The organism is Kribbella sp. NBC_00359 (assembly GCF_036097425.1).
Classification (GTDB): domain Bacteria; phylum Actinomycetota; class Actinomycetes; order Propionibacteriales; family Kribbellaceae; genus Kribbella.
In genome coordinates, this window is sequence record NZ_CP107975.1 from 409,246 (window position 1) to 432,554 (window position 23,309).

20 protein-coding genes and 1 pseudogene are annotated in these 23,309 nt (G+C 66.6%); 11 read left to right on the plus strand and 10 right to left on the minus strand.

Annotated elements, in window-relative coordinates; all coding sequences use genetic code 11:
* Nucleotides 1–39: 39 nt before the first annotated feature.
* The 3 genes and pseudogenes from OG876_RS01905 to OG876_RS43940 all read left to right on the plus strand — a co-directional run.
* Complete coding sequence (locus tag OG876_RS01905) at nt 40–444, plus strand: DUF1003 domain-containing protein (protein ID WP_328522971.1); 405 nt, start codon at nt 40–42, stop codon at nt 442–444.
* A 343-nt stretch (nt 445–787) separates the two neighbouring features.
* Nucleotides 788–1,225, plus strand: coding sequence for a class F sortase (locus tag OG876_RS01910; RefSeq protein ID WP_328522972.1), 438 nt, complete (start codon nt 788–790; stop codon nt 1,223–1,225).
* A 503-nt stretch (nt 1,226–1,728) separates the two neighbouring features.
* Nucleotides 1,729–2,106, plus strand: a pseudogene (locus OG876_RS43940) (helix-turn-helix domain-containing protein); the annotation flags it as partial.
* Nucleotides 2,107–2,279: 173 nt separating this feature from the next.
* Here OG876_RS43940 and OG876_RS01915 read toward each other — a convergent pair.
* A complete protein-coding gene (locus OG876_RS01915; RefSeq protein WP_328522973.1) occupies nt 2,280–3,185 on the minus strand; it encodes a winged helix-turn-helix domain-containing protein in 906 nt (301 codons plus the stop codon).
* Nucleotides 3,186–3,311: 126 nt separating this feature from the next.
* Between OG876_RS01915 and OG876_RS01920 the strand changes: the two genes are divergently transcribed.
* Nucleotides 3,312–4,544, plus strand: coding sequence for an MFS transporter (locus tag OG876_RS01920; RefSeq protein WP_442914088.1), 1,233 nt, complete (start codon nt 3,312–3,314; stop codon nt 4,542–4,544).
* A gap of 179 nt (nt 4,545–4,723) precedes the next feature.
* Here OG876_RS01920 and OG876_RS01925 read toward each other — a convergent pair whose 3' ends face one another.
* Nucleotides 4,724–5,461, minus strand: coding sequence for an ATP-dependent DNA ligase (locus OG876_RS01925; protein ID WP_328522975.1), 738 nt, complete (start codon nt 5,459–5,461; stop codon nt 4,724–4,726).
* Nucleotides 5,462–6,260: 799 nt separating this feature from the next.
* Here OG876_RS01925 and OG876_RS01930 point away from each other — a divergent pair.
* The 6 genes from OG876_RS01930 to OG876_RS01955 all read left to right on the plus strand — a co-directional run bounded on the left by OG876_RS01930 (nt 6,261) and on the right by OG876_RS01955 (nt 11,719).
* Nucleotides 6,261–7,241 carry a ScyD/ScyE family protein gene (locus tag OG876_RS01930; protein ID WP_328522976.1) on the plus strand — a complete coding sequence of 327 codons (981 nt, stop codon included), beginning with the start codon at nt 6,261–6,263 and terminating at the stop codon, nt 7,239–7,241.
* Between the two features lie 627 nt (nt 7,242–7,868).
* Nucleotides 7,869–8,234, plus strand: a complete 366-nt coding sequence (locus OG876_RS01935) for a VOC family protein (protein WP_328522977.1) — start codon at nt 7,869–7,871, stop codon at nt 8,232–8,234.
* Nucleotides 8,235–8,768: 534 nt separating this feature from the next.
* Nucleotides 8,769–8,990, plus strand: coding sequence for a hypothetical protein (locus OG876_RS01940; RefSeq protein ID WP_328522978.1), 222 nt, complete (start codon nt 8,769–8,771; stop codon nt 8,988–8,990).
* A gap of 731 nt (nt 8,991–9,721) precedes the next feature.
* Entirely contained in the window at nt 9,722–10,324 is a 603-nt protein-coding gene (locus OG876_RS01945; RefSeq protein ID WP_328522979.1) for a hypothetical protein, read from the plus strand.
* Between the two features lie 443 nt (nt 10,325–10,767).
* A complete protein-coding gene (locus OG876_RS01950) occupies nt 10,768–11,010 on the plus strand; it encodes a BON domain-containing protein (protein ID WP_328522980.1) in 243 nt (80 codons plus the stop codon).
* A gap of 361 nt (nt 11,011–11,371) precedes the next feature.
* Nucleotides 11,372–11,719 carry a VOC family protein gene (locus OG876_RS01955; protein ID WP_328522981.1) on the plus strand — a complete coding sequence of 116 codons (348 nt, stop codon included), beginning with the start codon at nt 11,372–11,374 and terminating at the stop codon, nt 11,717–11,719.
* Nucleotides 11,720–12,387: 668 nt separating this feature from the next.
* Here OG876_RS01955 and OG876_RS01960 read toward each other — a convergent pair.
* The 6 genes from OG876_RS01960 to OG876_RS01985 are packed head-to-tail and all read right to left on the minus strand — an operon-like array spanning nt 12,388 to nt 19,709.
* Nucleotides 12,388–13,911, minus strand: a complete 1,524-nt coding sequence (locus OG876_RS01960) for an ATP-binding cassette domain-containing protein (RefSeq protein WP_328522982.1) — start codon at nt 13,909–13,911, stop codon at nt 12,388–12,390.
* Nucleotides 13,908–15,620, minus strand: a complete 1,713-nt coding sequence (locus OG876_RS01965; protein WP_328522983.1) for an ABC transporter ATP-binding protein/permease — start codon at nt 15,618–15,620, stop codon at nt 13,908–13,910. The genes OG876_RS01960 and OG876_RS01965 overlap by 4 nt, the downstream gene beginning before the upstream one ends.
* Nucleotides 15,610–15,843, minus strand: coding sequence for a hypothetical protein (locus OG876_RS01970; RefSeq protein ID WP_328522984.1), 234 nt, complete (start codon nt 15,841–15,843; stop codon nt 15,610–15,612). The genes OG876_RS01965 and OG876_RS01970 overlap by 11 nt, the downstream gene beginning before the upstream one ends.
* Entirely contained in the window at nt 15,840–16,850 is a 1,011-nt protein-coding gene (locus tag OG876_RS01975) for a cytochrome d ubiquinol oxidase subunit II (protein ID WP_328522985.1), read from the minus strand. Before OG876_RS01975 ends, OG876_RS01970 begins: the two co-directional genes overlap by 4 nt.
* Nucleotides 16,850–18,226, minus strand: a complete 1,377-nt coding sequence (locus tag OG876_RS01980) for a cytochrome ubiquinol oxidase subunit I (RefSeq protein WP_328522986.1) — start codon at nt 18,224–18,226, stop codon at nt 16,850–16,852. Before OG876_RS01980 ends, OG876_RS01975 begins: the two co-directional genes overlap by 1 nt.
* Nucleotides 18,227–18,239: 13 nt before the next feature.
* The gene (locus OG876_RS01985) at nt 18,240–19,709 is read right to left on the minus strand and encodes an MFS transporter (RefSeq protein WP_328522987.1); all 1,470 of its coding nucleotides are present in this window, start codon (nt 19,707–19,709) and stop codon (nt 18,240–18,242) included.
* A gap of 91 nt (nt 19,710–19,800) precedes the next feature.
* Between OG876_RS01985 and OG876_RS01990 the strand changes: the two genes are divergently transcribed.
* Nucleotides 19,801–20,316 (plus strand): MarR family winged helix-turn-helix transcriptional regulator, encoded by a 516-nt coding sequence (locus OG876_RS01990; protein WP_328522988.1) that lies wholly within the window; start codon nt 19,801–19,803, stop codon nt 20,314–20,316.
* 321 nt (nt 20,317–20,637) lie between these two features.
* Here the strand turns inward: OG876_RS01990 and OG876_RS01995 are convergent, their stop codons facing one another.
* Nucleotides 20,638–21,273 carry an NADPH-dependent F420 reductase gene (locus tag OG876_RS01995; RefSeq protein ID WP_328522989.1) on the minus strand — a complete coding sequence of 212 codons (636 nt, stop codon included), beginning with the start codon at nt 21,271–21,273 and terminating at the stop codon, nt 20,638–20,640.
* 196 nt (nt 21,274–21,469) lie between these two features.
* Entirely contained in the window at nt 21,470–23,224 is a 1,755-nt protein-coding gene (ctaD, locus tag OG876_RS02000) for an aa3-type cytochrome oxidase subunit I (protein WP_328526846.1), read from the minus strand.
* Nucleotides 23,225–23,309: the final 85 nt, after the last annotated feature.

Below are 23,309 nucleotides of genomic sequence, written 5' to 3' on the forward strand. Positions count from 1 at the left end.
ACAATGCCTGTGTTCGGTCCCCGCGGACTAGGAGGTCAGATGGACACCACGCCGAAGAATAGCCAACCGCACCACCCGGCCGTCGCGGAACGCAACGCGCAGAGAGCGGACAACATCCAGATACGAATCGCCGACGCGATCACGGCGTACGCCGGCTCCATGCCGTTCGTCTACATCCACATCGTCGTCTTCGCGGTCTGGATGCTGTTCTTCGAGTCCAAGCCCTGGCCCACGCTGACCCTCACCGTGTCCCTGGAGGCCATCTTCCTGTCCACGTTCGTCATGATCGGGCAGAACCGCCAGGCCGACTTCCAGGAGGCCAAGGCAGACCACGACTACAACGCGCAGGAGCTCGAGCTGAAGACCAACACCGAGATCACCCGACAGATCCACCTCCTCACCAAAGAACTGCACGAACGTCTCGTCGAGCAGCCCTACTCCTAGCATCGGACGTCGTCACCGGAACCAGGGGACATGACACGGAGACGCGATCGCCCGGTCAGCTTGGGACCGGCGCAGCGGTTCTGTACGTCGCGATCGCCTTGACAGCGGTTGCCTGTACGAGTGAGTCGGGCGAGGGGCCGACTCAATCCGGACCGGTCTCAGCCGACCTCGGACCGGGAACCGCTGCGCCAACAACCACGGTGATCACATCTACACCGAACACACCCACTGTGGGCCAATCGCACGCCATCGCAACAGGAACGCGAAACCCAATACTCCGCTCGGAGCAAACCGGCGAACCGTCCCGGCTTTCACCCCACCGGGGACGAGGACAGCGGCACCGATGCGGAAATCCACCCCGATCCGGGTGATCATCCCCGCGATCGGGGTGGACTCAGGCCTTGTGCGTCTCGGCCTCAAACGCAACCGCACCCTGCAGGTACCACCGAACGGATTCCCGGCCGGCTGGTTCACCGGTGCCCCCACACCCGGCGAGAACGGCCCGGCCATCATCGCCGGCCATGTCCACTGGGCCGGCCGAGCAGGCGTCTTCGCCCAGCTCAAGCCAGGCGACACGATCACAGTCACCCGCCAAGACCACTCCACCGCCGCGTTCCAGGTGAGCAAACTCAAGCAGTACCCGAAGGCCACCTTCCCCAGCGCCGCGGTGTACGGCGACATCGACCACCCCGGCTTACGGCTCATCACCTGCGGCGGCCTCGACACCGTGTCGGCAAAGTACGAGGCCAACCTGGTCGACTTCGCCGGCCTGATCAAGTAGTCGGCAGCACATCTGTCTCGATCCCCGGTCGACGTCTCTCCAGGGACACAGCAGACGGCAACCTGCCGGCCGCGCCGTTCGTATGAGATGACTGCCGAGATCGCGACACGTCGGGCTGCGCGGCCGGTCGGCATCAGGCCGAGGGTCCCCAGCAAGTGCCGAAGGACCTGCCTGCTCGGACCGAGCCCGCAGCCAGCCACCGCCTTTCCGCGCAGGCTGAGAACGCGACCCTGGACGGCCGAGGAAGCAACGCGTGGACCACGCCGCGCGCTTCGACTCGCTGCCAGGCCACGATTGTGCAACGCACGAGCAATCACCCGATGCGAGAAGTCCTAGTAGATGTCTCTGAGCACACACGCACGACGGCCGCTTGAAGGTCCCCAGCGCACCTCTTTACGCACCTCAATCAGCGCGAGAGGGTGGTCAGCGATGAGAACCAGCGAGCGCTCTATGACTAGCGAAACCTTCCCGTCGGCAGCACCGCCCGCCGCGATCTCGGCCGCAGCCTCCGCGCCCTCCGCCGCCAAACCGGCATGACGCGCAAACAGGTCGCGGACCATCTCGACTGGCCCCGAACGAGAGTCGAACTAGTAGAAACCGGCCGCATCAAGGTCGAACCAACTGGTCGCCACCCTCGTCATGACCTACGGCATCCGACTCGAGAACCATCACCCGCTACTCGCCCAAGTCCACGACGCCACCCAACCCGCCGAATCCGACAAACTCACCTGGATCCGCTCCCACGCGCTCCGCAAAACCACCGCCACCGCCCTCGACCAAGCCGGCCACACCGCCCGCCAAATCGCCGACCAACTAGGCCAAGCCAAAGACTCCATCACCCAAGACATCTACATGGGCCTCCCGGGTCTCTCGGTGTTTGACCTTTCATCGGGGTGTCTAGGGGCGTCGCGCACCGTCGCGTTGAGGGTGTTGATCAGTACGAGTGCGACAGCCACGTGGGGAAGCGGAGTTGCCTGGGTAGACGGCAAGCAGGCTCCTGAATGGGATCACCGGCGCGTTCCCGGATCGTCGCAAGGGCGTTCGTATCGTCGTCTCAAGCGGTCGCAGAAGCGCTCCTGGCGGTCACGAGCCTCACAAGTTCCTCGCCGGTCTCGGTGAGCTCGTAGTACACCGCTCGGCCACTTCGCCGGCCGACAACGACGCCGGCATCCCGGAGCGCTGCAAGATGGGCGGAGACGGTGCCGAGCGAGACATCGAGCAGGGTGGCCAGCTGAGAGGGGGTCGCGGGCGTCTGCAGTTCGACGATGATCCGGGCTTTCCGGGGTCCGAGGAGACGGGCCACGCCATGCTCGCCGGGGGTCCTGCCCGCCAGCGCACCCCGCGCCGGATAGACCAGGGCGATTCGTGGTGGTGCTTCGCAAGTCCATTGGCCACGCGGGCCGGTATGCGGGACGAAGACGAGACCAGCGTCGCCGACCAGCCGGTCGGAGAATGCCTGGGTGGAGAACTGGATGGAGTCGTGACCGACCCACTGAACGCCGCCGGCCATGCCGTCCAGCGCGTGTCTCCAGCCATTGACGGCGATCACGCCGGCGCGGTGCCGGATGTCGCGCTCCATGATCGCGCGCCGTCGTTGCCAGTCCGGCTCGACGAACTGGGCCCAGCATCGGTCGAAGACGTCCGCCGCCATGATGGTTATCCCGTCAGCGTCAGCCCATTCGATCCCGTCGCTCGCCCATGCGAACTTCTGCGCCTCGGCGAGCATGGTGCGTGCTTCTTGGTCCCCGATCGCGCGCATGGCAGTGAGCTCGTCCTCGAGGCGTGTGTTCATGCCGGTGGGTGGGATGGCCACGAAGTCGGGCAGAAACTTGGTGGCGGTCACAAGCCGCACCAGACCGTCGACGAACGGATCCGCGTCGAGCCAGCGGCCCAGGACATTGCCCTGCGGGCTTACGGTCCGGCTGTCGAGTTCTCGCCGGAGTACGGCGAGCTGGCTCAACGTCTCCGCGAGCGGTGATAGGGCGAACCGGCTCGCGTGCAGCGCGTCCGGCCCGAGGCGCAGGAGTGTCACCCCTCATTGTTGCGACAATCAGCGCAGGAATTCCACCAACCTGCGCGACCGCCAATGCCTGCCGGCGTGACCGAGACGACCAGTACAGCTCCGACGTCCGTTCGCCACCTCCTGACGGGCCGGTTTGGATGGTTCTTCGCCGGCCGCAGCGTCGACCTCGCCGGTTCCTCCATGACCACGGTCGCGCTGGCTCTCGCGGTGCTCCAGGCCTCGGGACGTGCGGGCGACCTCGGCATCGTTCTTGCTGCCAACATGATTCCCACTCTGGCGCTCCTGCTCGTGGGGGGTGCGGTCGCTGACCGGATGAGCCGGCGGGTCCTGCTGATCGCGGCCAACCTCGCAAGCGCGGCAACGATGGGCGCGCTGGCCGCAACGCTGATCGCGGCCCACTACGACCTGGCGACGGCCGTCGGCCTCTCGCTACTCAACGGCGCCGTCGGCGCGTTCACCTCACCCGCACTGCGCGGCATCGTGCCCGAACTCGTCGAACCCGACGATCTCCAACGAGCCAACGCCCTCCTGGCAAGCACCCAGAACACCGTGCGCATCGTCGCCCCCACGCTCGCGAGCATCCTGGTGGCCACAGCCGGCGGCGGATGGGCCCTCGCGGTCGATTCGCTCACCTACGTCCTCGCGGCACTGGCCTTCACTCGCATCCCCGGGTCAACTCGGCCACTGGCCACGAGCCAGGCGTTGTGGCGCGACCTCGTCGAGGGCTGGTCCGTCTTCCGGTCGCTGCGGTGGGTGGTCCTCATGACCATCTCGTTCGCCCTCATCAACGCCTTCAACGTCGGACCGTGGAACGTCCTCGGACCGATGGTCGTGTCGCACCACAGCGGCGCCCTGAGCTGGGGCACCGTCCAGTCGGTCCGAGCGATCGGGCTGCTCGTGATGAGCGTGCTGGCCCTCAAGATCGTGCTTCGTCACCCGCTGCGTGACGGGCGCATCTGGGGGACCCTCGCAGGCTTGCAGCTGCTCGCGATCGGGCTATCCGGTCAGGCATGGGTCGTGGCCGCGGCCGCCTTCATCGGCGGTCTCGGCTTCACCGTGGCTGCCATCACCTGGGAGACCGCGCTCCAAACATCCGTCCCCGCCGAAGCCCTCTCCCGGGTCACTGCCTATGACGACTTGCTCTCCTACCTAGCAATCCCAGTCTCACAGCTCGCCGTAGGACCTCTCGCCCAAAGCTACGGCGCGACTCAGGTCAGCATCGCCTGCGGCATCGCCTACATCGCCGCCTGCCTGATCCCACTCGCAAGCCGCGAACTCCGGAGCATGACTCCATGACAGTCCGGCGCAGTTCCGGCATTGGAGCGGCGTGCGTCAGCGCACCCACTACGGATCCCGACAGCGCCCGCCGCGCTCTCCGACGCCTTACTCGCCGCCAACGCAACGAGCCACAGCCAAGCCTCGCGGCGTGCAGCAGACTGTCGTCCGCAGCCGTGTCCGACAGGTGTCGCTCACAGTCAAGCTCCACGCGAACCATTGCTGACCTGACCGTATGTCCCACTAGGGAGCTCGTCGAACACCGCGACCCCGACAGAATTGACCTTGATCCACGCGTCTCTACGGCCTGGGCTGTAGCGCGTGGCTGCCTCTTTGGCGACGAGCCCTTCCACACCCATCGCGGCCGGGAGTACCTCGAACCATTCGCGTGCCTCGTCGAAGTGGCTGGTTACGGGAGTGATTTGCAACGGCGGCCTCCAGTCGCGCGCCAAGTGTTCGAGGCGGTTGCGGCGCACGGTCCAGCGTTGGGTGCGTAGATCGACTCCCTCGGCGGCTAGGACGTCGAAGGCGGCGTAGGAAGCTGGTAGCTCGACGGCCTTGCCTCGTGCCTTGGCGGGGCTGGTGACGAGGCGTTGCTGGAGTGCGTCGAAGCTGAGTCGGCCGTCGGCGCCGAGGATGACCAGCTCGCCGTCGAGCACGACCTCGAGAGGGATCTGCTGCGCGGCGGCGGCGACGATGTCGGGGAATCTGTCGCTGATGTCGTGGCGGCTGCGGGTCCACAGCCGCGCCTGGTCTCCGCGGCGGACGATGACGACTCGGTAGCCGTCCCATTTCACCTCGTAGCGAGATCCGCCTGGGAGCGCGTGCGGGCCAGGGATTTGGTCGGCCGAGCGGGCCAACGCGACCTCGACCGGGCCGGCCAGCTCGGCCGGGATCCGCACGTCTGATGGCTCAGTTCGGTGACGGGCCGGTGACATCGATGCTCCCATGGCCTGAATGCCGGAAGGGTGGCCACGCCACCGTCAGGATGCGCTTTACGGTCATGCGCGGATCCCGGTTCGGGCACAGCCGGTGGACTGGTGAATTGTCGATACTCGAACCGTGCACCATTCCCTGACTTCCCCTAGGGTCCGGCGCTGCCCAACAGCCTGTGTTTCTGACTCGTTGACCTACGGGCGCCCTGGCCTTGGTCTGGCACGGTCAAAGGGATCTGGCCAGACAGCGACGGAAGTGGGGCTCACTTGGCGACTCGCCATCGAATGATGACCGTCAGTACGCGCACGGTACCCCTCTGCCCGGGCTTGAGACGTTGCTGCGGCACATGGACAAGTTCGGCGCCCGCCGCCCAGCAGTCCGCGATCGCCGGCTACATCCGCTGGCACGACAAGCGCGCCAATCCCAGATGACGCTCCGCCATCGACTCCAAGAGCCGCCGACCCGATTACCTACCCAACGTTGCTTGACGAGGCACTCGGTTGAGCGCTTCGTGGCCGCCGTGCTGGGCGGCGAGCCCGTCCATCGTGGCAACCAGGTCGTCGCGCTCCGGTCCAAGGGCGGGCATGAGCCAGGTCATCATGCTTGTCATGGAGTCGCAGGCTACGCCTCGGATCCGCCCGCTCATCGCCATCAGCGCGCGGATCGCGGCTGCTTGCGCGGGCGTTTGGGGCGGTGCCGCGCCGGGTCATATCGTGCTCTGGCGCGACCGGGCCATCCGGCGTAGACCGAAGGGGTAGCGGGATTCCAACAACCAGGCGCTGACTCTCTGGAGGGCCTCTGATGGGTTCTCGACGCAGTCTTCTTTCCCTGACCGCGGCGCTGGTCGCCATCCTCACCCCGACCTTTGTCGGCGCGGCCCCGGCGTCGGCCGAGCTGAGCGCGTCCCTGTTGGTGTCGGGCCTGCAAGGCTCGTTCGGCAGCACGGTCGGCCCAGGAGGCGACTTGTACGTCGCCGAAGGCGTTGCCCGTCGTGTCTCGCGTGTCGATCCCGAGACCGGCACAGTCACGACGTTCGCCAGCGGTCTGCCCGCTCAGGTCGTCCCCGGCGCGGGTAGTGCCACGGACGTCGAGTTCCTCGGGGGGACCGCATACGTCCTGGTCCAGTTCATCGGCTCCTACCTCGGTGGCCCCGATGAGGTGAACGGGATCTACCGGGTCGACGGCCCCCACACCTTCACCGTGGTCGCCGACATCGGCGCCTTCAACGTCGCGAACCCGCCCGACACCGACTTCGACCTCCCGACGGGCGTGCAGACCTCCTTCCAGGCCTTCCGGGGCGGGTTCCTGGTCACCGACGGACACCTGAACCGGATGCTGCGCGTCACGCTCGACGGCGGCATTTCGGTGCTCCGGGCCTTCGACAACATCGTGCCGGTGGGGCTCGAAACCTGGGGCAACAGGATCTACATGGCGGAGGCCGGTCCGCTTCCTCATCTGCCCGCGGACGGCAAGATCGTTTCGTTCACCCCGAGGTCGTCCGCGGCCACCGTCGTCGCCGCAGGTGGTCCGCTCCTGGTCGATGTGGAGCGGGGACGTGGTGCCACGCTGTACGGCCTGGCCCAGGGGATCTGGCCACTCGGTGGTCCGGCCGGAAGCCCAGCGACGCCGAATACCGGTCAGCTGCTTCGGGTCAACGGCGGCGGCACCTTCACGGTACTCGCCGGTGGGCTGAACCAGCCCACCTCGCTCGAGATCATCAAGAACACCGCGTACATCGTCACCTTGGGAGGGGAGATCTGGAAGGTCGAGGACATCTGCTGACCGTTCTCACCGGGCCAAGAACCGATCAATGGGGCACGGCTCCTTCTGGAGCACAGCCAGGCGTCCCGGGCCGGACCAAGATCCTCTAGCCGAGCGAGGAGGGGCTCTACCTGGTCACCGTCGACACCGGTGAAACCACATGGTAGCCACGGGAACCGACGCCACCACCTGGGTCGACGACGCCCTCTTCGTCCCCGCTGCGTGAGCGGGGGTCAGACACGCCCGCGCGCACGGAAGGCGACTGGTGGAAGATGGGAGACCACCCTGGAGGCCACTACCAGGCACCAAACACTCCATCCACAGGAGAGAGTCTCAAGGGGAATCACTGCAGACCACCAGACGGTGGCCCTCGGCAACCATCGTCCGCGAGAAACGCAAAGCGCGGTGACGCGGCCGCAGGCCATTTCGCCGGTCGCGTCACGGCGGCGCACGTCCTTCTGGGGGTGTGCCGCCGGCGCCGATACCGGACGAGCCATCACGTGGCGACGCGCGCGATGTCGCGGCTCGGAACAACTCCCGCGCATCGGCTATGAGCGCCCGGATCGCGGGCTACTTGTGCATCGGTCCTCATTTCGGAGGCCGAACCGGAGAACCCATGTCGGTGTCTCGCCGGTGGAGAATGGCGATGTGAGGATTGAGTTCACCCTCGACTGCACTGACCTGGACCGCATGACGAGGTTCTGGCGGGACGCCGTGGGGTTCGTAGTGGTTGGCGTCATCGAAGGCCGGTACGTCTCGCTGCGTTCGCACGATGTCGCGCTCACTCTTCAACAGGTTGAAGAGCCCAAGACCGTCAAAAACAGGATGCACCTCGACCTGCTTGTCGACGACGTTGAGCTGGAGGTGAGCCGCCTGGAAGACCTGGGGGCCACTCGGCTGACTCCGACCGCACGCGAAGAGTTCGGTCAGACCTGGTTCGTCCTCGCGGACCCCGAGGGCAACGAGTTCTGCCTAGCCGGCGATCCGTCAGGAATCGGGCCTTCCAACGGATAACTCCTGGCAGGCTTACCGCATATCGGCTGAGCGTGCGTTGGCCGGCGCCCAGGGTCGCCAGGCTTCCAGCCGGTCGCGAATCATTCGGCGGACATGTGTCGTGCAGCTGCCTGCGGATCACACTGTGCGGGGAGGGGCTGCCCGTAAGCCACGCAGTGCGACTGCCGACTTTCTCATTAGGAGGAAGAACTACGCATCACATCTGCTCTCCACCAGCGCTTCTAGTAACACGGCCGCACCCACCAAGCGCTAGAGTCCCCATGCGTATCCGTCGTTTCGTGCCACGAGTCATGCCATGCATCTCGAAGGTCGGCGGTTCGAGACCGCTGACCACCTTCCGACCTGCGGGACGCTCGCGGTGATGAGGTCGGGTCAGCTGAACGCGATCGTGCCCGACCGAGCAGTCTGGTCGTCGCTCTACACGATTGCTGGCACCCTCAACAAAAGCACTGCCAGAAATCCTCGCGCCGGATTACACCGACCTCGTGGACGCTGCGCGGGCCCGTCGCCTCCGACCCGACCGCGTGGCCGGTGGTGGACAAGGTCGATAGCGCCCGGATCGATCTGCCGCGTTCAGCGCGGGCTCAAGCCCGGGAGCGGGCCAGCGCCGATTCGGCCGGCACCACTCGCGTGTTCGCTGCCGCGCTCCGGACCCGCGTGATCGGGTTCTCTGTCGGGTTCTCCCTCGACGAAAACGTGCAGCAGGCGATCCTGGCCACCCCTGCGAACCGCGTGGGGACCGGCCTACGCTCCTGAACCCTGAACCCAGCGTCCGTACATGCCTCGACCGAACCCGACTCATATGGATCACGGAGTGGCGACCGGTCGAGCGTGCCCTCCCAGCCTTCTGGTGGAAACCGGAAGACCTCCTTCGCGAGGCACGCGCCGCATGCCGAGGCGTACTCGCCGGCCAGGCCAACGGCCTCCGATCGAGCCACAGACTGTCCCCCATACCGGTACGTGATGATCGCCCCGAGGTGGACCGCAGGACGCGGCCTGACCACTGCCGGTCCGCTCGGTACACGCAATACCTCCTTAGGCCCTATCCCCCTCCACCTGCTGCCCGACCGAACGGTGCTGATCGTCGGAACCGACAGAGGCGGCGGCTATTGGTCGTCGGGCTCGGTCGGTATGCCTTCTTTTCTGGGGTGTTCCACCAGGGCAACGACTCGAGTCGCCATGAATCGTGCCGTGCGGACTACCGCACCACTTCGGGTCAGCTCGGTGACCTCGACCAAGCCGCGTCATACCGCAGTCTCTACTCGACGTCCGGCCTTGGTCGCCACCACCTCGCAAGTGCGGGTGGCATCTCCGACATCGACGACGATCTCGACTCGATCACCCTTCATCGGCGGCCTCCCTGCCGTCTGCCCGCCGCCCGCGTGCAGCGAACCCTCCGAGAATATTCGCTTGATTGGCCCGGCAACTCCACGTGAAATCTGGTCAGCAAAGGGTAATCATGGGAGGTGACAAGGGAAGTGAGGACGGTGGCGGCGGACTTGCGCCCCGGTATCAGGGTCGCGTTCGGACTCGGCGGGCTCGGGCTCGTCGCGGCTGGGCTGCTGCTCGCCTTCCGGGAGGCCGGTGACCTGACGTCGTTGGGCGCGTTGCTCGTCGGAGTGCTGGTCGTCGTAGCAGCCGCTACGGGACGTCTGCCGAGGGAGGTCGGCCTACAACGCGTGACGTTCGGCGCGGACGATCACGACGCCGAAGCCTACCGAGAGGCCCTCTACGAAGCGGTCCGGCAGACGCTGCCGGGAGTCGATCCACCGAGCAGGGACACGGACTGGCATCCTCGACGACCGACCTACTGGGTGGATGAACTTCAGCTCCGTGTCGTGGTTCGCTGGGCCTCGGACCGCTCCGTCCATTTCGACGTCTCCACCGTTGAGTCAGACATCGCCCGGGCCGGGCCTGGCGTCGCAGTACTGCTGGTGACCAATGTCGATGAGATCGACGACCTCCAAGCCGCCGTCCGATCACACGTCGGCGAACGAGCCGCAGTCGTGCGCTGGCGATCGACCGACGACAACGCCACCCTGCAAAGCGCAGCACGAGGCCTCAACACACCCAATGGCCCATCGCCGTAGGGCGCGTTCTGTCTAGGTAACGGTGATGGCCGAGGACGCTGATCCGGATTGAGTGCGAGCCTGGTGCTGCGGAGCATGCCGTGGCTTGCGAGTGGGTACCGAGTGGCTGAGCAGAACCGAGAGGATGACGTGTGATGCGACCGTCCGTTCACCGGACCGGGCTGCGCCCGGGGCCGACCGTCGTGAAGAACCGCCGGCCGCCGCTGCTCAAAGTTGCCGGCCTGACGGTCGTGAGCGCAGGGGCCGGCGCTGTCACAGCGTTCCTTCTGGATCCGGAACGTGGCCACGCTCGCAGGGCACGGATTCGGGACAAGGCCGTCCACACGGCACACGATGTCAACCACAGCCTCGTCGGTAGGTCGCGTGATGTCGCCAACCGGGGCCGTGGAGTCGCCGCAGGCACTCGATACAGGATTGCCGGGCGATGGACCGACGATGCCGTCTTGCACGACCGGGTGCGAGCCGAACTCGGTCGACACGTCAGCCATCCGCATGCCGTCCAGGTCAGCGCCCAGGACCGCACAGTGACGCTGACCGGCGAGGTGCTGGCCGCCGAGGCGGAGCGGGCGTGTCACGCGATCAGCCGGATTCCCGGCGTGAAGCGCCTCGAAGCCGGGTGGACGGTGTACGACGAACCGGGCGACGTACCGACACTGCAGGGAAACGCAAAACCTCGAAGGGCCTGACCTGCAGCGGAGTTGGTCGCGCGCTACCTCCGCATTCACCGTGCAGAAGGTCACCGGCACGCTGATCAGGGGTGCTTGCGAGTACTTCGCAGCCGCCCTCGGCCGCCCGACCACAGCCGGCACGACCGAAGGCTGCGGACAGAACCGCTCCTCGACCCGACCATCGTCAGCCATCGCTACGACATCGACCAAGCCGCACTCGCCGACGCCGAGACCACCCGCGAGGTCGTCCTGCGCCCTAAGAGACTTCGCTGATGATTGCCCAACCCGGCCGGAACTCACCTCGGCGAGGTCGGTTCGCAAGTTGTGGGTAACGACGATCACGAACTGTCAATTCAGACGAGCAGGAGAGGCGACACCGATGGCGATCAACGCAGTGTTGGCAGTGATACCAGTCGCGGAATTCGACAAAGCATGCGACTGGTACGCGTCGTTCTTCGGCCGTCAAGCCGATCAACGCCCGATGGACTCCTTGGCCGAATGGCATCTGATCGACGCCGGCATCGTTCAGGTCTTCCACGATCCAGGCAAGGCCGGCCGTACGACGGTGAACTTCTTCGTCGACGACCTGGACGAGCGAGTGGGCCGGCTGACCGCGACGGATATCGCCACCACCGATCCCCTGGTAGTGGCGAGCGGCCGCCAACGACTCGTGACGTGCACCGACCCGGAAGGAAACCAGCTCGGCCTCCTCGAGGCCACCAACTGACCCCCGCAGCTTCCCGCTCTGCTCAGGATGAGGCAAAGCCACATTCGTCGCGGGACAGCTCCCGAGCAGCTGCACGGAGACCAGGCAGGCTGCCAGGAGTTCGCGGACTCGACCGGCCGCAACGGAGGCGGTTTCGTCCTCGGCCGCCATCTCGCGAGCCGGGACTGCTACCCACCATCGCCGTCGACAGCATCGAGCACACCCTTGCCGCGGTCGCCGCGCACGGCGGCGAGATCGTCAAGCCGCGCACTGCAATCGTGGAGGCCAGTGATTGGGAGGCAATCTTCCGGGACCCGGCAGGCAACGCTTTCGGGCTGTTCGAGGAAACCAAGAAGTAATCGTCCGGATGCAACAACAAGGACCGTGCTCGCAGTCAAGCGGCCGCACGATCTCGTCCGGGCCGCAGTGCGCACAACAGGAGCGGTAGCGAACGGTGCAGTTGGCTCTCCCCGTACGGCCAGCACCCAAAGACGACCCGTGGACGAGTTCGTCGAAGCGCGTGAACGGCCAGGCGGTCGCTGATCACGGCGACCCTGACCTGTTCAGGCGATCGCTCCAGTGCGGCCAGAATCATCTCTGGCGACGGGACCGTGCCGCGAGTCGGACGGGCGATCTCCACCGCCCAGCTCGGCAGATGCGGGCGCGCCGGAGGTATTGGGCAGCCATGCTCATCCGACTGACACAGTGGTGCAGCGAGGGCCGAGAGGTCGCGTGTCTGCCGGCGGCTCGTGCATCGCCACGACCAGGATCGCGTGGGGTAGCCGGCGCCGTACGGCGTCCAGGACCTGTCTGGCGGTGTCCGGGTCCAAGCCGGTTGTCGGCTCGTCGATGAGTAGTACGTCGGGTTGGGTGGCGAGGGCGCGGGCGAGGTGGAGTCGGCGCTCCTCGCCACCGGACAGACTGCGGCCGCCGACGCCGAGGCTGGTCTGCGGTTCCACTCCGGCGCGGTCCAGCGCCATGGCGGCGAGCAGGTCCGCGACTTCGGCGTCGTTCCCGGTGGGGTTGGCCAGGCAAAAGTTGTCGGCAACCGTCCCGGTGAACAGATAGTCGTCGGCCAGTACGGCGGTGACGACGGCCGGACCGGGGGTTCGCCGCAGCGCTGTGGCGATGGCGGCGATGAGCGTGGTCTTTCCGCTGCCGGACGGGCCGGTGATGACGAGGGTCTGGCTGGCGGCGACGCCGAATCCGATCTCGCGCGCGTCGCGCGTAGGAGTTTCGGGCAGTTGGTATCCCGAGACAGCGAGGCCGTGACCGTCGTACTCGGCATGGAAGCTCTTGGCGACCTCTGGCCGGCGGCGCTCCTCCTCGCCGACCGACGCGAGGTGAGCGTCGGCCTGGCGAGATTGGACCCACGCGGTCGCGGCGCTCACGAGACGCTCGGCATTGGCCATGACACCCGCGGCGAGCAAAGCGACGAAGACCGATGTCGCGACCGAGCCGCCGGCCCGCGCGGTGACCAGCACTGTGAGCACCAGCGCGATAGCCGTCATTGCGCGGGCGCCGCCCAGAGCGGCGGCTGTGATCGCCAGGTGCCTGTTTCGCCTGCCCTCGAAGGGAGCCAGGCGGCACAGTGTGCGGTGCACAAGCTGGTCTGTGGCGCCTAACGACGCCATCTCGGGCCATGCCGCTACCGCAGTAACCAGTTCGGTCCGCAGCAGCCTCCGGGTGCGGCCGGTGTCATCCATCCGGCGCGCCGCAGTCGCGGCGAGCACTGCGCACGCGATCACGGCGAGGGCCAGTGCCATCGCCACCAGCGGATAGCCTGCGAGCACGATCGCGACGCAGCCGCAGGCTGCCATCGCGGCGCCGACGACCACCGGAGTGGTGGCCTGGATGAGCGCCATGCCGGTGGTGTCTGCGTCCGCCATGACCCGGTCCAGCGACTCCCCGGACCAGCCACGGCCTTCGGATCCAGCGGCTTGGTCATAGACGGCGAGCCGGACGGCACTGATCCGGCGCAGAGCCGCCGCGTGCAGAACCACCCGATTGGCAGAGCCGGTCGCGATCCTGCCCAGTGCGAGTGCGCGCACCCCGCCGCTCGGCGCGAGGTAGGAGAACGCGCCGTAGGCGCTGGCTCCAGCCACGGCTGAGGCGGCGATGAACCACCCCGAAAGTCCGAGGAGACCGACGGAGCATGCCTCCGCGAGGATGGCCAGCAACAGCCCGATGGGAGCGAGTGCCTTCCCTCTCATACCCGCATCGCCTCCGTGACGGTGTGGACCGTCCCGTCGGTCAGACCGAGCAGGAGGTCGGCGGACCGGGCGAGAGCCGTCGAGTGTGTCGCCACGATGACGGTGCGGCCAAGGGTGGCGTTGCGTAGGGCAACGATGATCTGAGCCTCGGTGCCCGCGTCAAGGTGCGCAGTCGGCTCGTCGAGGACCCACAGACCTGCATCGCTGAGGAACGCGCGGGCGATCGCGATGCGTCGCGCCTCGCCGGTCGACAGACCCGAGCCGCCCTCCCCCAGCTGCGTGTCCAATCCCTGCGGAAGTCGCGCGACGACCTCAGCCAGCCCGGCCGCGGCGACCGCTCGCTCGATGTCCACCCGACTGGCATCCGGGCGTCCGATCCGGATGTTGTCGCCGACCGATCCCGGCAGCAGCACCGTCTGCTGACCGATCCAGGCACAGCCGCCGAGCCACGGCGTCGACGATCCGGTCGAGGTCAGCCACCGGACGGTCCCATGAGTCGGCGCGCATACCCCGGCGATCAGCGACAGCAACGTCGTCTTGCCGGCACCGGACGGTCCTGCCACGACCGCCCAGCCTCCCGCTGGAACGGTCAGGTTCACGTGGCGCAGTGTGGGCTCCTCCGCGGCGGTGAACCTCAGCGAGACGTTGCCCACGACAACAGTCACCGGTTCGCTCGAGGGCGGTACACGATCGCCGAACTCCACAGAGGATTCCGGCTCGACGAGGAGCGCACGGATCGCCGGTACCGCCGACAGCGCTCTTTCTTTGCTGTGGAAGGCAGTAGCCATGGCCCGCATCGGCTGGAAGTACATCGGACAGATCAGCAGAGCGAGCAGGCCACGAAACAGTGTCATGCCGGGCGCAGCACCGACCCTCACGTAGCCGAGCAGAGACAGACCGACGTACGTCGCGTTGGCCGCGATGGAGAAGGTGATGACGACATCCATCACCGCGCCGGACAGCGATGCTCGCCGTACGACGGCAATGGTCGTGGCGTTCAGGTCATCGGCTGCGCGAGCCAGTTCGGTACGGCGCCGCGCTGACGCCCCGATGTTTCGAAGCGTCGGCATGCCGCGAAAGCTGTCGAGGACGACCGCGGCGAGCCTGGTACTGGCAGCCATCCGCGCGTCGGCACCCTCCTTGGCGAACAGACCCGCGAGCCGCATGTTCAGTGGGATGAGCAGGCTCGCAAGCAGCAGGAGCACGGCGGCCGGCCATTGCACCACCACTGTCGTGACGAGAATCAGCGCCATCGATAGAGGAGCAGACACTCGCTGAGGCAAGGCCTGCGCATGGAAGTCGGCGATATCGTCAGTCAACTCCACCGCTGCGAGCGCAGCCGTCGCGGGGTTCGGCTCAGCGTGCCGCTGCGCGGCTGATAGTAGTCCGGCGACGAGCCGCCGCCGGATGGCGTGGGCGATTCGTTGGCGACCGACTGCCTGGAATCGTGCCGTGCTCCAGGCTGCAGCCGCCGCGAGTAGACCGCAGCCCATCAGGATGCCCGATCCCTGCCAGCTCGGCCGGACGCCGTTGAGCACGTCACGTGCGACGAGGGCCAAGCCCGCCCACTGGACAATGGTGAACGCCGTCTCGAACGCCTGGCAGCAGGCGGTCAGAAGCATCCACCGACGGCCGGGCGCCGCGGCGCCGCTGAGCCACTCGCGGGTCTCCACAGCCGACGTTGCTGTCCCGGCCTGTTCACTCGTCATCGTGCATCCGGTGTTCATCGATCATCCAGGCGATGCCGCCGGCCAGGGCGATCAGGATCATGCCCGCGAAGCCGAGTTGCTCGGTGTGGTACTCGGGGTAACCGGAGAACATGCCCTGGCAGACGAAGTAGCAGAACAGGCCGCCGATGACGCCGACGACAGTCAGCACCATGCGAACGAGCCATCGGCGCACCCCGTGTGCGAGTTGGGTTTCGGTGCTCATTGGGTGGCTCCTCTCCGTCCGTTGGAGAGGTGGTTGGCGGGGGCCTTGCCGCGGAAGGCGTGGTGGGCGAACCAGTTGTAGAAAAGGATCAGTGGCACGTTGAGCCCGACACCAACCGCGAGAAAGGCCAGCGTGCCGCGCGGAGCCGCCGTGTTCGCCAGCGTCAGCTCCGGCGATGCCAGCACCGGATAGCGGGCCACCACCAGGGCGATGACCAGCGCCACCACTGCGGTGACCAGGCCGGCGAGAGGCATGCCGTCGTACTGCGAAGCCGGCCGCAGGGTCATCATGCACATCACCATGCCGACGACGGCAAACTGTAGGAGCCCGGCGAAGGCGATGACCCGCGGGGGGCCGAGCAGCGTCAGCGGCGTGGCGGTATCGCCCACAGCGATGAGGCACCCCAGAGTCAGTACCGATGCCAGTACCGCGCTGACCGTGCCACGGTGTCCCGCCCGTGCGCGGAGTTCACCGGTCGCCTTCCACTTCGTGTAGGCGTACCCCAGCGTCAGATATCCACAGGTCACGGTGACCGCGACCAGGGCCGAGAACCAACTGATCGCGCCGAACGGCGAACCGGAGAACGCCCCATGCACCACGGTCAGGTGCGCTGTCAGGGTCGCAATGGCGATGCCCTGGGCCAGCGCGGCGGTCAGCGAGGCAACACCGAATGCCCTCTCCCACCTAGGTGCCGGATGGGCCTGCGAAGCCATCTCGACGCCGACCCCGCGAACGATCAGCGCGAACAGCATGACGATCACCGGCAGGTAGGCGTGCGGGAGCATCGCACCGAAGGCTGTGGGGAACCCGGCCCACAGGCTGACCCCGAGCAGAACCAGCCAGGTCTCGTTGCCGTCCCAGGCCTGGGCGACCTGTTCGAGCATCTCGTGCCGATGGCCCGCGTCCGGTTCGATCAAGGAGGCGATGCCAATGCCCAGGTCGTAGCCGTCCAGTACGACGTACATCAGCAAGCACAGCAGAATGAGCAGGAACCAGATCGTGGGCATCAGTTCGTCCTCCCGCCGGCCAGCCCGGCCACGGGGACCGGGTCGAGGACCGGGTGGCGTTCATCGGGATCGACCTGATCAGGGCCGATCCGCACCGTGTGGATGATGTAGGCGACGTACGCGACCAGCATCACGAGGTAGAGCAACGAGAAGCCCACCACGGAGAACACGACCTCGCCGGGCGCCAGGTGCGAGACGGCGGCCGCGGTGCGCAGCTGACCGAATACCACCCACGGCTGACGACCCGTCTCAGCAGTGGCCCAGCCGCCCAGGATCGCCAGGATGCCCACAGGTGTCGTCCAGAGCAGGAACCGGTGGAAGCGTCTGGAGGTCCACAGTCTTCGGCGGAACCGCAGGATCGTTGCGTAGAAGACGGTGCCGAACATCAGCAGTGCGGCCAAGAACATGACCCGGAATCCCCAGAAGACCGCAGCCATGTCCGGCCGATCGGCCTTCGGCGTCAACTCGAGGCCCGGAACCGCCGTCTCGCACGTGAGGTCCTTGTTGATCGCGCTGCCGAGACAGGGGATGTTCAGCTCCGCGACATTGCGCTGAGCCTGCTGGTCGGGGATGACGAAGAGTATGAAGCCGGTGTTACCTTCTGCCCAGTTGCCTTCCAGGGCCTCCAGCTTGGACAGCTGGTACGGCAGCACCGCGCCGGCGGTGTGGTCACCGACGAAGACCTGCACCGGCACCAGCATCGCCGCCACACCCAGCGCGATCGACACCGACCGGCGAGCGAACGCCAACGCTCGTCCCTTGACCAGGTAGTACGCGCCGACGCCGGCCACGAAGAAGGCGGCGGAGATCAGTACGGCGAGCACCATGTGCGGCCACCGCCACACGAACGATCGGTTGAAGATCGCGTCCACCCAGTCGGTCGGCTCGAACTGCCCGTTCCGTACGACGAAACCGGCCGGTGTCTGCATCCAGGAGTTGGCGGCGATGATCCAGGTCGAGGACAGGATCGTGCCGAGGGACACCATCACCGACGAGGCGAACATGGTGGCGTGCCGCACCCGGCCGTCGCCGTACAGCAGGACGCCGATGAAGCCGGCCTCGACGAAGAACGCCGTGACGACCTCCATGCCGATGATCGGGCCGATGATCGGACCGGTCTTGGCCGCGTAGACGCCCCAGTTCAGACCCATCTCGAAGGTGATCACAATGCCCGCCACCACGCCGATCGCGAACCCGACCGCGAAGACGCGGCGCCAGAACCGGAACATCTGCAGATAGACCGCCCTGCGGGTCTTCCAGTACATCCCGTAGAGGACGCTCAGCAGGATCGACAGCCCCACTGTGATCGCCGGGAACGTCATGTGGAACATCACGGTGATGACGAACTGCCACCGCGACACGTCGAGCAGACTCATGTCGACTCTCCGGTCAGGCGTCGAGTACAGGCACGTCCGCGGCCGCCGTGGTGAACCGCGGCAGCGCGGCGACGCCGATGGCTAGCAGGGCGATGATGACCATCTGCACGGATTCGACGGCGGCGAACGCGTGCGCGGTGTTGTGCTGCGCACGAGCGAGGTAAAGCGTGCCGAGGGTTGCCACGCCGAGCGCTAGCCCGCTTTGCTGGAGAGTGATCAGTACGCCGCTGCCGACGCCGCCGAGATGGGTCGGCACGTCGGCGAGCACGCTGCGGAACAACCCGGCGAAGAGCATGGACTGTCCGGCGCCGGCCAGCGCGAGTGGGGAGGCCATGTCCCAGAGGCTGACGTGCGGCCAGCGGCCGACGACGACTGCGACCAGTGAGGCGAGGCCGGCGAGTTGGATGACCGCGCCCACCGACAGGGCCGCCCGCCCGAAGCGGCCGATCACCTTCGGCGCGAACAGCGAGCCGAGGCAGAACAGCACCGCCATCGGCAGGATCGCCAGGCCACCATGGAGTGCGTCCTCGTGCAGGCCGTCCTGGACGGCCAGCGCGAACACGAACATGAACGCGCCGAAGCCGATACTGAACGCGAACACCATGACCAGACCACGCGACATCGACGGCAGCCTGAGCAGCGACGGCGGCAGCAGTGGAATCTGCCCACGGCGCTCGGTGCGTCGCTCCACCACGGCAGTGACGACACCAAGCACGACCGCGAGGGCGATCATGGCCCAGGTCCACCACGGCCAGCCCAGCGAGTGGCCTTCGGTGAGCGGGACCAGTACGGCGGTGAGTGTCGCGGCGAACAACACGGTGCCGGGCAGGTCGACGCCGACCGGGTGATCCGAACGGGTGCTGGGCACGATGCGGGCTGCGACGACCAGCACCACCAGGCCGATCGGCACGTTGACCAAGAAGATCGGCCGCCACGATGCCCCGGCGATGTCCGCGCTGACCAGCAAGCCGCCGACCAACTGCCCGACCACGGCCGCGATGCCGGACGTCGCGCCGTACAGGGCAAGAGCCCGTGCTTTGCGTTCGTGCTCGAGCGTGTGATGGAAGGTCGCGAGCACCTGCGGGACCAGCAGCGCAGCGGTCGCGCCCTGCACGATGCGGGCGGCGATCAGTACGCCGACAGTGGGGGCGAAGCCGCAGATCGCCGACGCCGCGACGAAGCCGACGAGTGCGCCGAGGAAGATGCGGCGGCGGCCGAGCCGGTCACCGAGCCGGCCGCCGAGGACCAGCAGGGCGGCGTAGGCGACGCCGTACCCGGCGATCACCAGCTCCAACTCGGACGCCGAGGCATGCAGAGACGCGTCGATGCTCGGCAGCGCGACGTTGGTGATGAAGAAATCCATGATCGGCAGGAACGCGCCGGCGAGGAGGAAGAGCACACCGACGGGGTGTAACCCGCCGGACAGCGCAACCGCGCGCGGCGAGGGATTCCCAGTCTGCCGCGCGGAGAGAGTGACGGCCATTGCTTCTCCAACTACTTATGAGGCGATAACTATCTGACGAGAATTAGTATGCGCTCATAACTATGGGCAGGCAATCATCTATGCTGGCGATGTGACGAAGGACCCATCGCCGCGCCGCAGACCTCGGCAGGCCCGCAGATCAGCCGACGAGAAGCGCTGGGCCGACCTCGCCGACCTGGCGCTGGTGATCAGCCGGGAGATCCAGTACCGCGGCTACGCCGACGCGAAGGCGGTCGGCCTGACCCAGTCCGAAGGCATGGTGATGCGCTACCTGCTCCAGGACGAAGCAGCAGCCGCCCCCAGTCAGATCGCCGCCGCCACCGGACTCCAGCGCACCAACCTCTCCACGACGCTGCGCGGCCTGGAACACAAGGGCCTGATCCAGCGGCAGGCCAGCCCGGCCGACGGCCGCGGCGTCACCGTCAGCCCAACAGAACACGGCCGCGCCAACTACACCCTGGCGAGGCGCGAGTGGGCGACCGCCGTGGCGGACGCAGCCGACAGCGACGACACGCACCTCGACGATGCCATCACGCTGCTCACCACCATCAAGGACGGCCTGGTCAAGACCCGCCCCCAGTCCCCCTCCCGCCACCCACCGGCCTAGACGCCACGCGCCAGGTGGCTATCCGCAGGCGGACCGGGGAGAGGCCCTTCGGCGGTGAGCAGGATGTGACCGGCGAGGCGAGCCTCGAGTCAGGCGAACCTGGCCCACTTGTCGACGTGGGGTTCTTCTGTGCCCAGATCGGTCTCCACGCCCCCAAACGCCGAGCCCGATGCGTGTGGCTAGAGTGCGTGCCCTCCTCGGACACACAAATCAGCAGGTGAGAGGCAGGTCGTTGCCGGGGTCAACGATCTGGTCGTTGTGGCGTCGGCGGTCATGTCGATCGTCCTAGGGTCTTCGCCCCAGCCGAGCTGGACAGGGCCGTTATGGAGTGACGAACTTCGCTGCGCTGCCGTAGCCGCTGCCGAGGTTGTCTTGCAGGGCCATGTGTAAGAAGCCAAGGTGCTCCAACTGCTGGGCGCGGCGGAGTGGTCCGGCATCGACAGGTCGCATACCGCCCGACCGCACGAGCTGCGCCACCTTCCGCTTCGCCTCCTCGTCGTCGGACGCGATCAGGACATCGAGCTGACTTCCAGACACCTCACCACTGGCCAACGTCCCGGCGAAGGTCGTGTTGAAAGCCTTCACCACCGGAACGCCCTCCGGCAGCTTGGCCGCGATCTCCTGCGCGGCCGAGGAATCCGGTGGTGTGACCAAACGGTCGAAGGAAGCCCAATCCACAGGGTTCGTGATGTCGACAACTACCTTGCCCGTCAGGTCTCCTGCGCGCCTCGAAACGAAGTCGAGTGCCCCGTCGTAAGGCGTCGCCAGCACCACGATGTCGCCCTCGATCGCGTCGTTCACACCGCCGGCCCTCGCGCCGCCGCCCAGCTCTTCGGCGAGGCTGGCAGCGTGCTCGGACGTGGGTGCGAGGACTTGGATCTCGTTCTCCTCACCTGCCCACCGCGTGGCGATGCCACGAGCCATGTTCCCGGCGCCGATGATCGTGATCTTCGCCATCGTCAAACCTCCGCGAACGGACAACCTTGCTCACGTTCCTACTCCCGGCAAAGACCGTTGTCCTGCCGGATCCGTAGTTGGCGCCGGGTGATGGTCGCCCCTCGGCCTCAGCGAGTCGTCGTCGGCCACCCGGCGGACAGTGGCAGGACATCTACACTCCGGGCACGGACACCGCACCGCCACACCCCATTACGCATCAGCTCTCAGCAGGAGGATCGCTCACGGAGGCATCTCCCCTCGACTGCGTCCGCCGAGAGCCCGCCTCGTCATCATCGGGGCCTCGATCGGCGTCAGCCTCTCCCTGGTCCGGATCCAGCAAGTTGTCGCCTGAGGCCTCGTCGGTGGCGACCAGGGCGATCTCCGGGTGGTGTCGGTCGAACGCCGGGCTTTCGGACCGGATCCTTGGCAGTCCGACAAAGTTGTGCCGCGGTGGTGGGCAGCTGGTCGCCCACTCCAGCGAGCGGCCCCAGCCCCACGGGTCGTCGACGCCGACCAGGGGCGACCTGCGCGACTTGTAGACGTTGTAGAGGAACGGCAACGTTGAGGCACCGAGGATGAACGCGCCGACGCTGGACACCTGGTTGAGGGTGGTGAAGCCTTCGTTCGCGCCGTACGACGCGTAGCGCCGCGGCATGCCCTCGACACCGAGCCAGTGCTGCACCAGGAACGTCGTGTGGAAGCCGATGAACAGCAGCCAGAAGTGCAGCTTCCCGAGCTTCTCGTCGAGCATCCGCCCGGTGAACTTCGGCCACCAGAAGTAGAACCCGGCGAACATCGCGAACACCACCGTGCCGAACACCACATAGTGGAAGTGCGCCACCACGAAGTAGGTGTCGGTGACCTGATAGTCCAAGGTGGGCGAGGCCAAAATGACCCCGGTCAGACCGCCGAACAAGAACGTCGTCATGAAGCCGAGCGACCACAGCATCGGAGTGTCGAACGACACCGAACCGCCCCACATCGTGCCGATCCAGTTGAAGAACTTCACCCCGGTCGGGACCGCGATCAGAAACGACATGAACGAGAAGAACGGCAGGCTCACGCCGCCGGTGGCGAACATGTGGTGCGCCCACACGGCAGCTGACAGAGCAGCGATCGCCATGGTCGCGGCGACCAGACCGAGGTAGCCGAAGACCGGCTTGCGGCTGAACACCGGCAGGATCTCGGTGACAATACCGAAGAACGGCAGCGCGATGATGTACACCTCGGGATGCCCGAAGAACCAGAACAGGTGCTGCCAGAGCAGCGGCCCACCGTTGGCCCCATCAAAGACGTGCGCCCCTAGCAATCGGTCGGCTTCCAGCATCAGCAGCGCGCCGGCCAGGATCGGGAACGCGATCAGCACCATCATCGACGTGATCAACGTGTTCCAGGTGAAGACCGGCATCCGGAACATCGTCATACCCGGTGCACGCATCGTGATGACGGTCGTGATGAAGTTGACCGCACCGAGGATTGTGCCCAGACCGGCCATCCACAGACCCATGATCCACAGATCGCCCCCGATGCCCGGAGAACGGACCGCGTCGGACAGCGGGGCATAGCCGGTCCAGCCGAAGCTCGCCGCGCCGCCTGGGGTCAGGAATCCACTGAATGCGATGAGCCCGCCGAACAGGAACAGCCAGTAACTCAACATGTTCAGCCGCGGGAACGCGACGTCCGGGGCGCCGATCTGCACCGGCATGATGACATTGGCGAAGCCGATGAACAACGGGGTCGCGAACAGCAGCAGCATGATCGTGCCGTGCATGGTGAAGAGCTGGTTGTAGACCTCTTCGTTCACGATCTGCAGACCCGGCTTGGCCAGCTCGGCGCGGATCAGCAGCGCCATCACGCCGCCGATCAGGAAGAACGCGAACGACGTGATCAGGTACAGCTGGCCGATCAGCTTGTGGTCGGTGGTGGTCAGCCATTTGACGGCTGTTGCACCAGGACGGCGCCGCGGACGTATTGCGGGTTCGGCCTGGCCGACCCTGCCCGTCAGCGACCAAGGACGGTCCTGATGGGCGCCGACATGCGTCAACTGCTTGTGGATC

What these genes read in the sequence shown, in the direction of transcription:
- OG876_RS01955 (WP_328522981.1), top strand. Translation starts at nt 11,372, where the DNA reads ATGGCGATCAACGCAGTGTTGGCAGTGATACCAGTCGCGGAATTCGAC.
- OG876_RS01965 (WP_328522983.1), bottom strand. Translation starts at nt 15,620, where the DNA reads ATGACGAGTGAACAGGCCGGGACAGCAACGTCGGCTGTGGAGACCCGC.
- OG876_RS01960 (WP_328522982.1), bottom strand. Translation starts at nt 13,911, where the DNA reads ATGAGAGGGAAGGCACTCGCTCCCATCGGGCTGTTGCTGGCCATCCTC.
- OG876_RS01970 (WP_328522984.1), bottom strand. Translation starts at nt 15,843, where the DNA reads ATGAGCACCGAAACCCAACTCGCACACGGGGTGCGCCGATGGCTCGTT.
- OG876_RS01995 (WP_328522989.1), bottom strand. Translation starts at nt 21,273, where the DNA reads ATGGCGAAGATCACGATCATCGGCGCCGGGAACATGGCTCGTGGCATC.
- OG876_RS01975 (WP_328522985.1), bottom strand. Translation starts at nt 16,850, where the DNA reads ATGCCCACGATCTGGTTCCTGCTCATTCTGCTGTGCTTGCTGATGTAC.
- OG876_RS01985 (WP_328522987.1), bottom strand. Translation starts at nt 19,709, where the DNA reads ATGGCCGTCACTCTCTCCGCGCGGCAGACTGGGAATCCCTCGCCGCGC.
- OG876_RS01930 (WP_328522976.1), top strand. Translation starts at nt 6,261, where the DNA reads ATGGGTTCTCGACGCAGTCTTCTTTCCCTGACCGCGGCGCTGGTCGCC.
- OG876_RS01920 (WP_442914088.1), top strand. Translation starts at nt 3,312, where the DNA reads ATGCCTGCCGGCGTGACCGAGACGACCAGTACAGCTCCGACGTCCGTT.
- OG876_RS01905 (WP_328522971.1), top strand. Translation starts at nt 40, where the DNA reads ATGGACACCACGCCGAAGAATAGCCAACCGCACCACCCGGCCGTCGCG.
- OG876_RS01980 (WP_328522986.1), bottom strand. Translation starts at nt 18,226, where the DNA reads ATGAGTCTGCTCGACGTGTCGCGGTGGCAGTTCGTCATCACCGTGATG.
- OG876_RS01910 (WP_328522972.1), top strand. Translation starts at nt 788, where the DNA reads ATGCGGAAATCCACCCCGATCCGGGTGATCATCCCCGCGATCGGGGTG.
- OG876_RS01925 (WP_328522975.1), bottom strand. Translation starts at nt 5,461, where the DNA reads ATGTCACCGGCCCGTCACCGAACTGAGCCATCAGACGTGCGGATCCCG.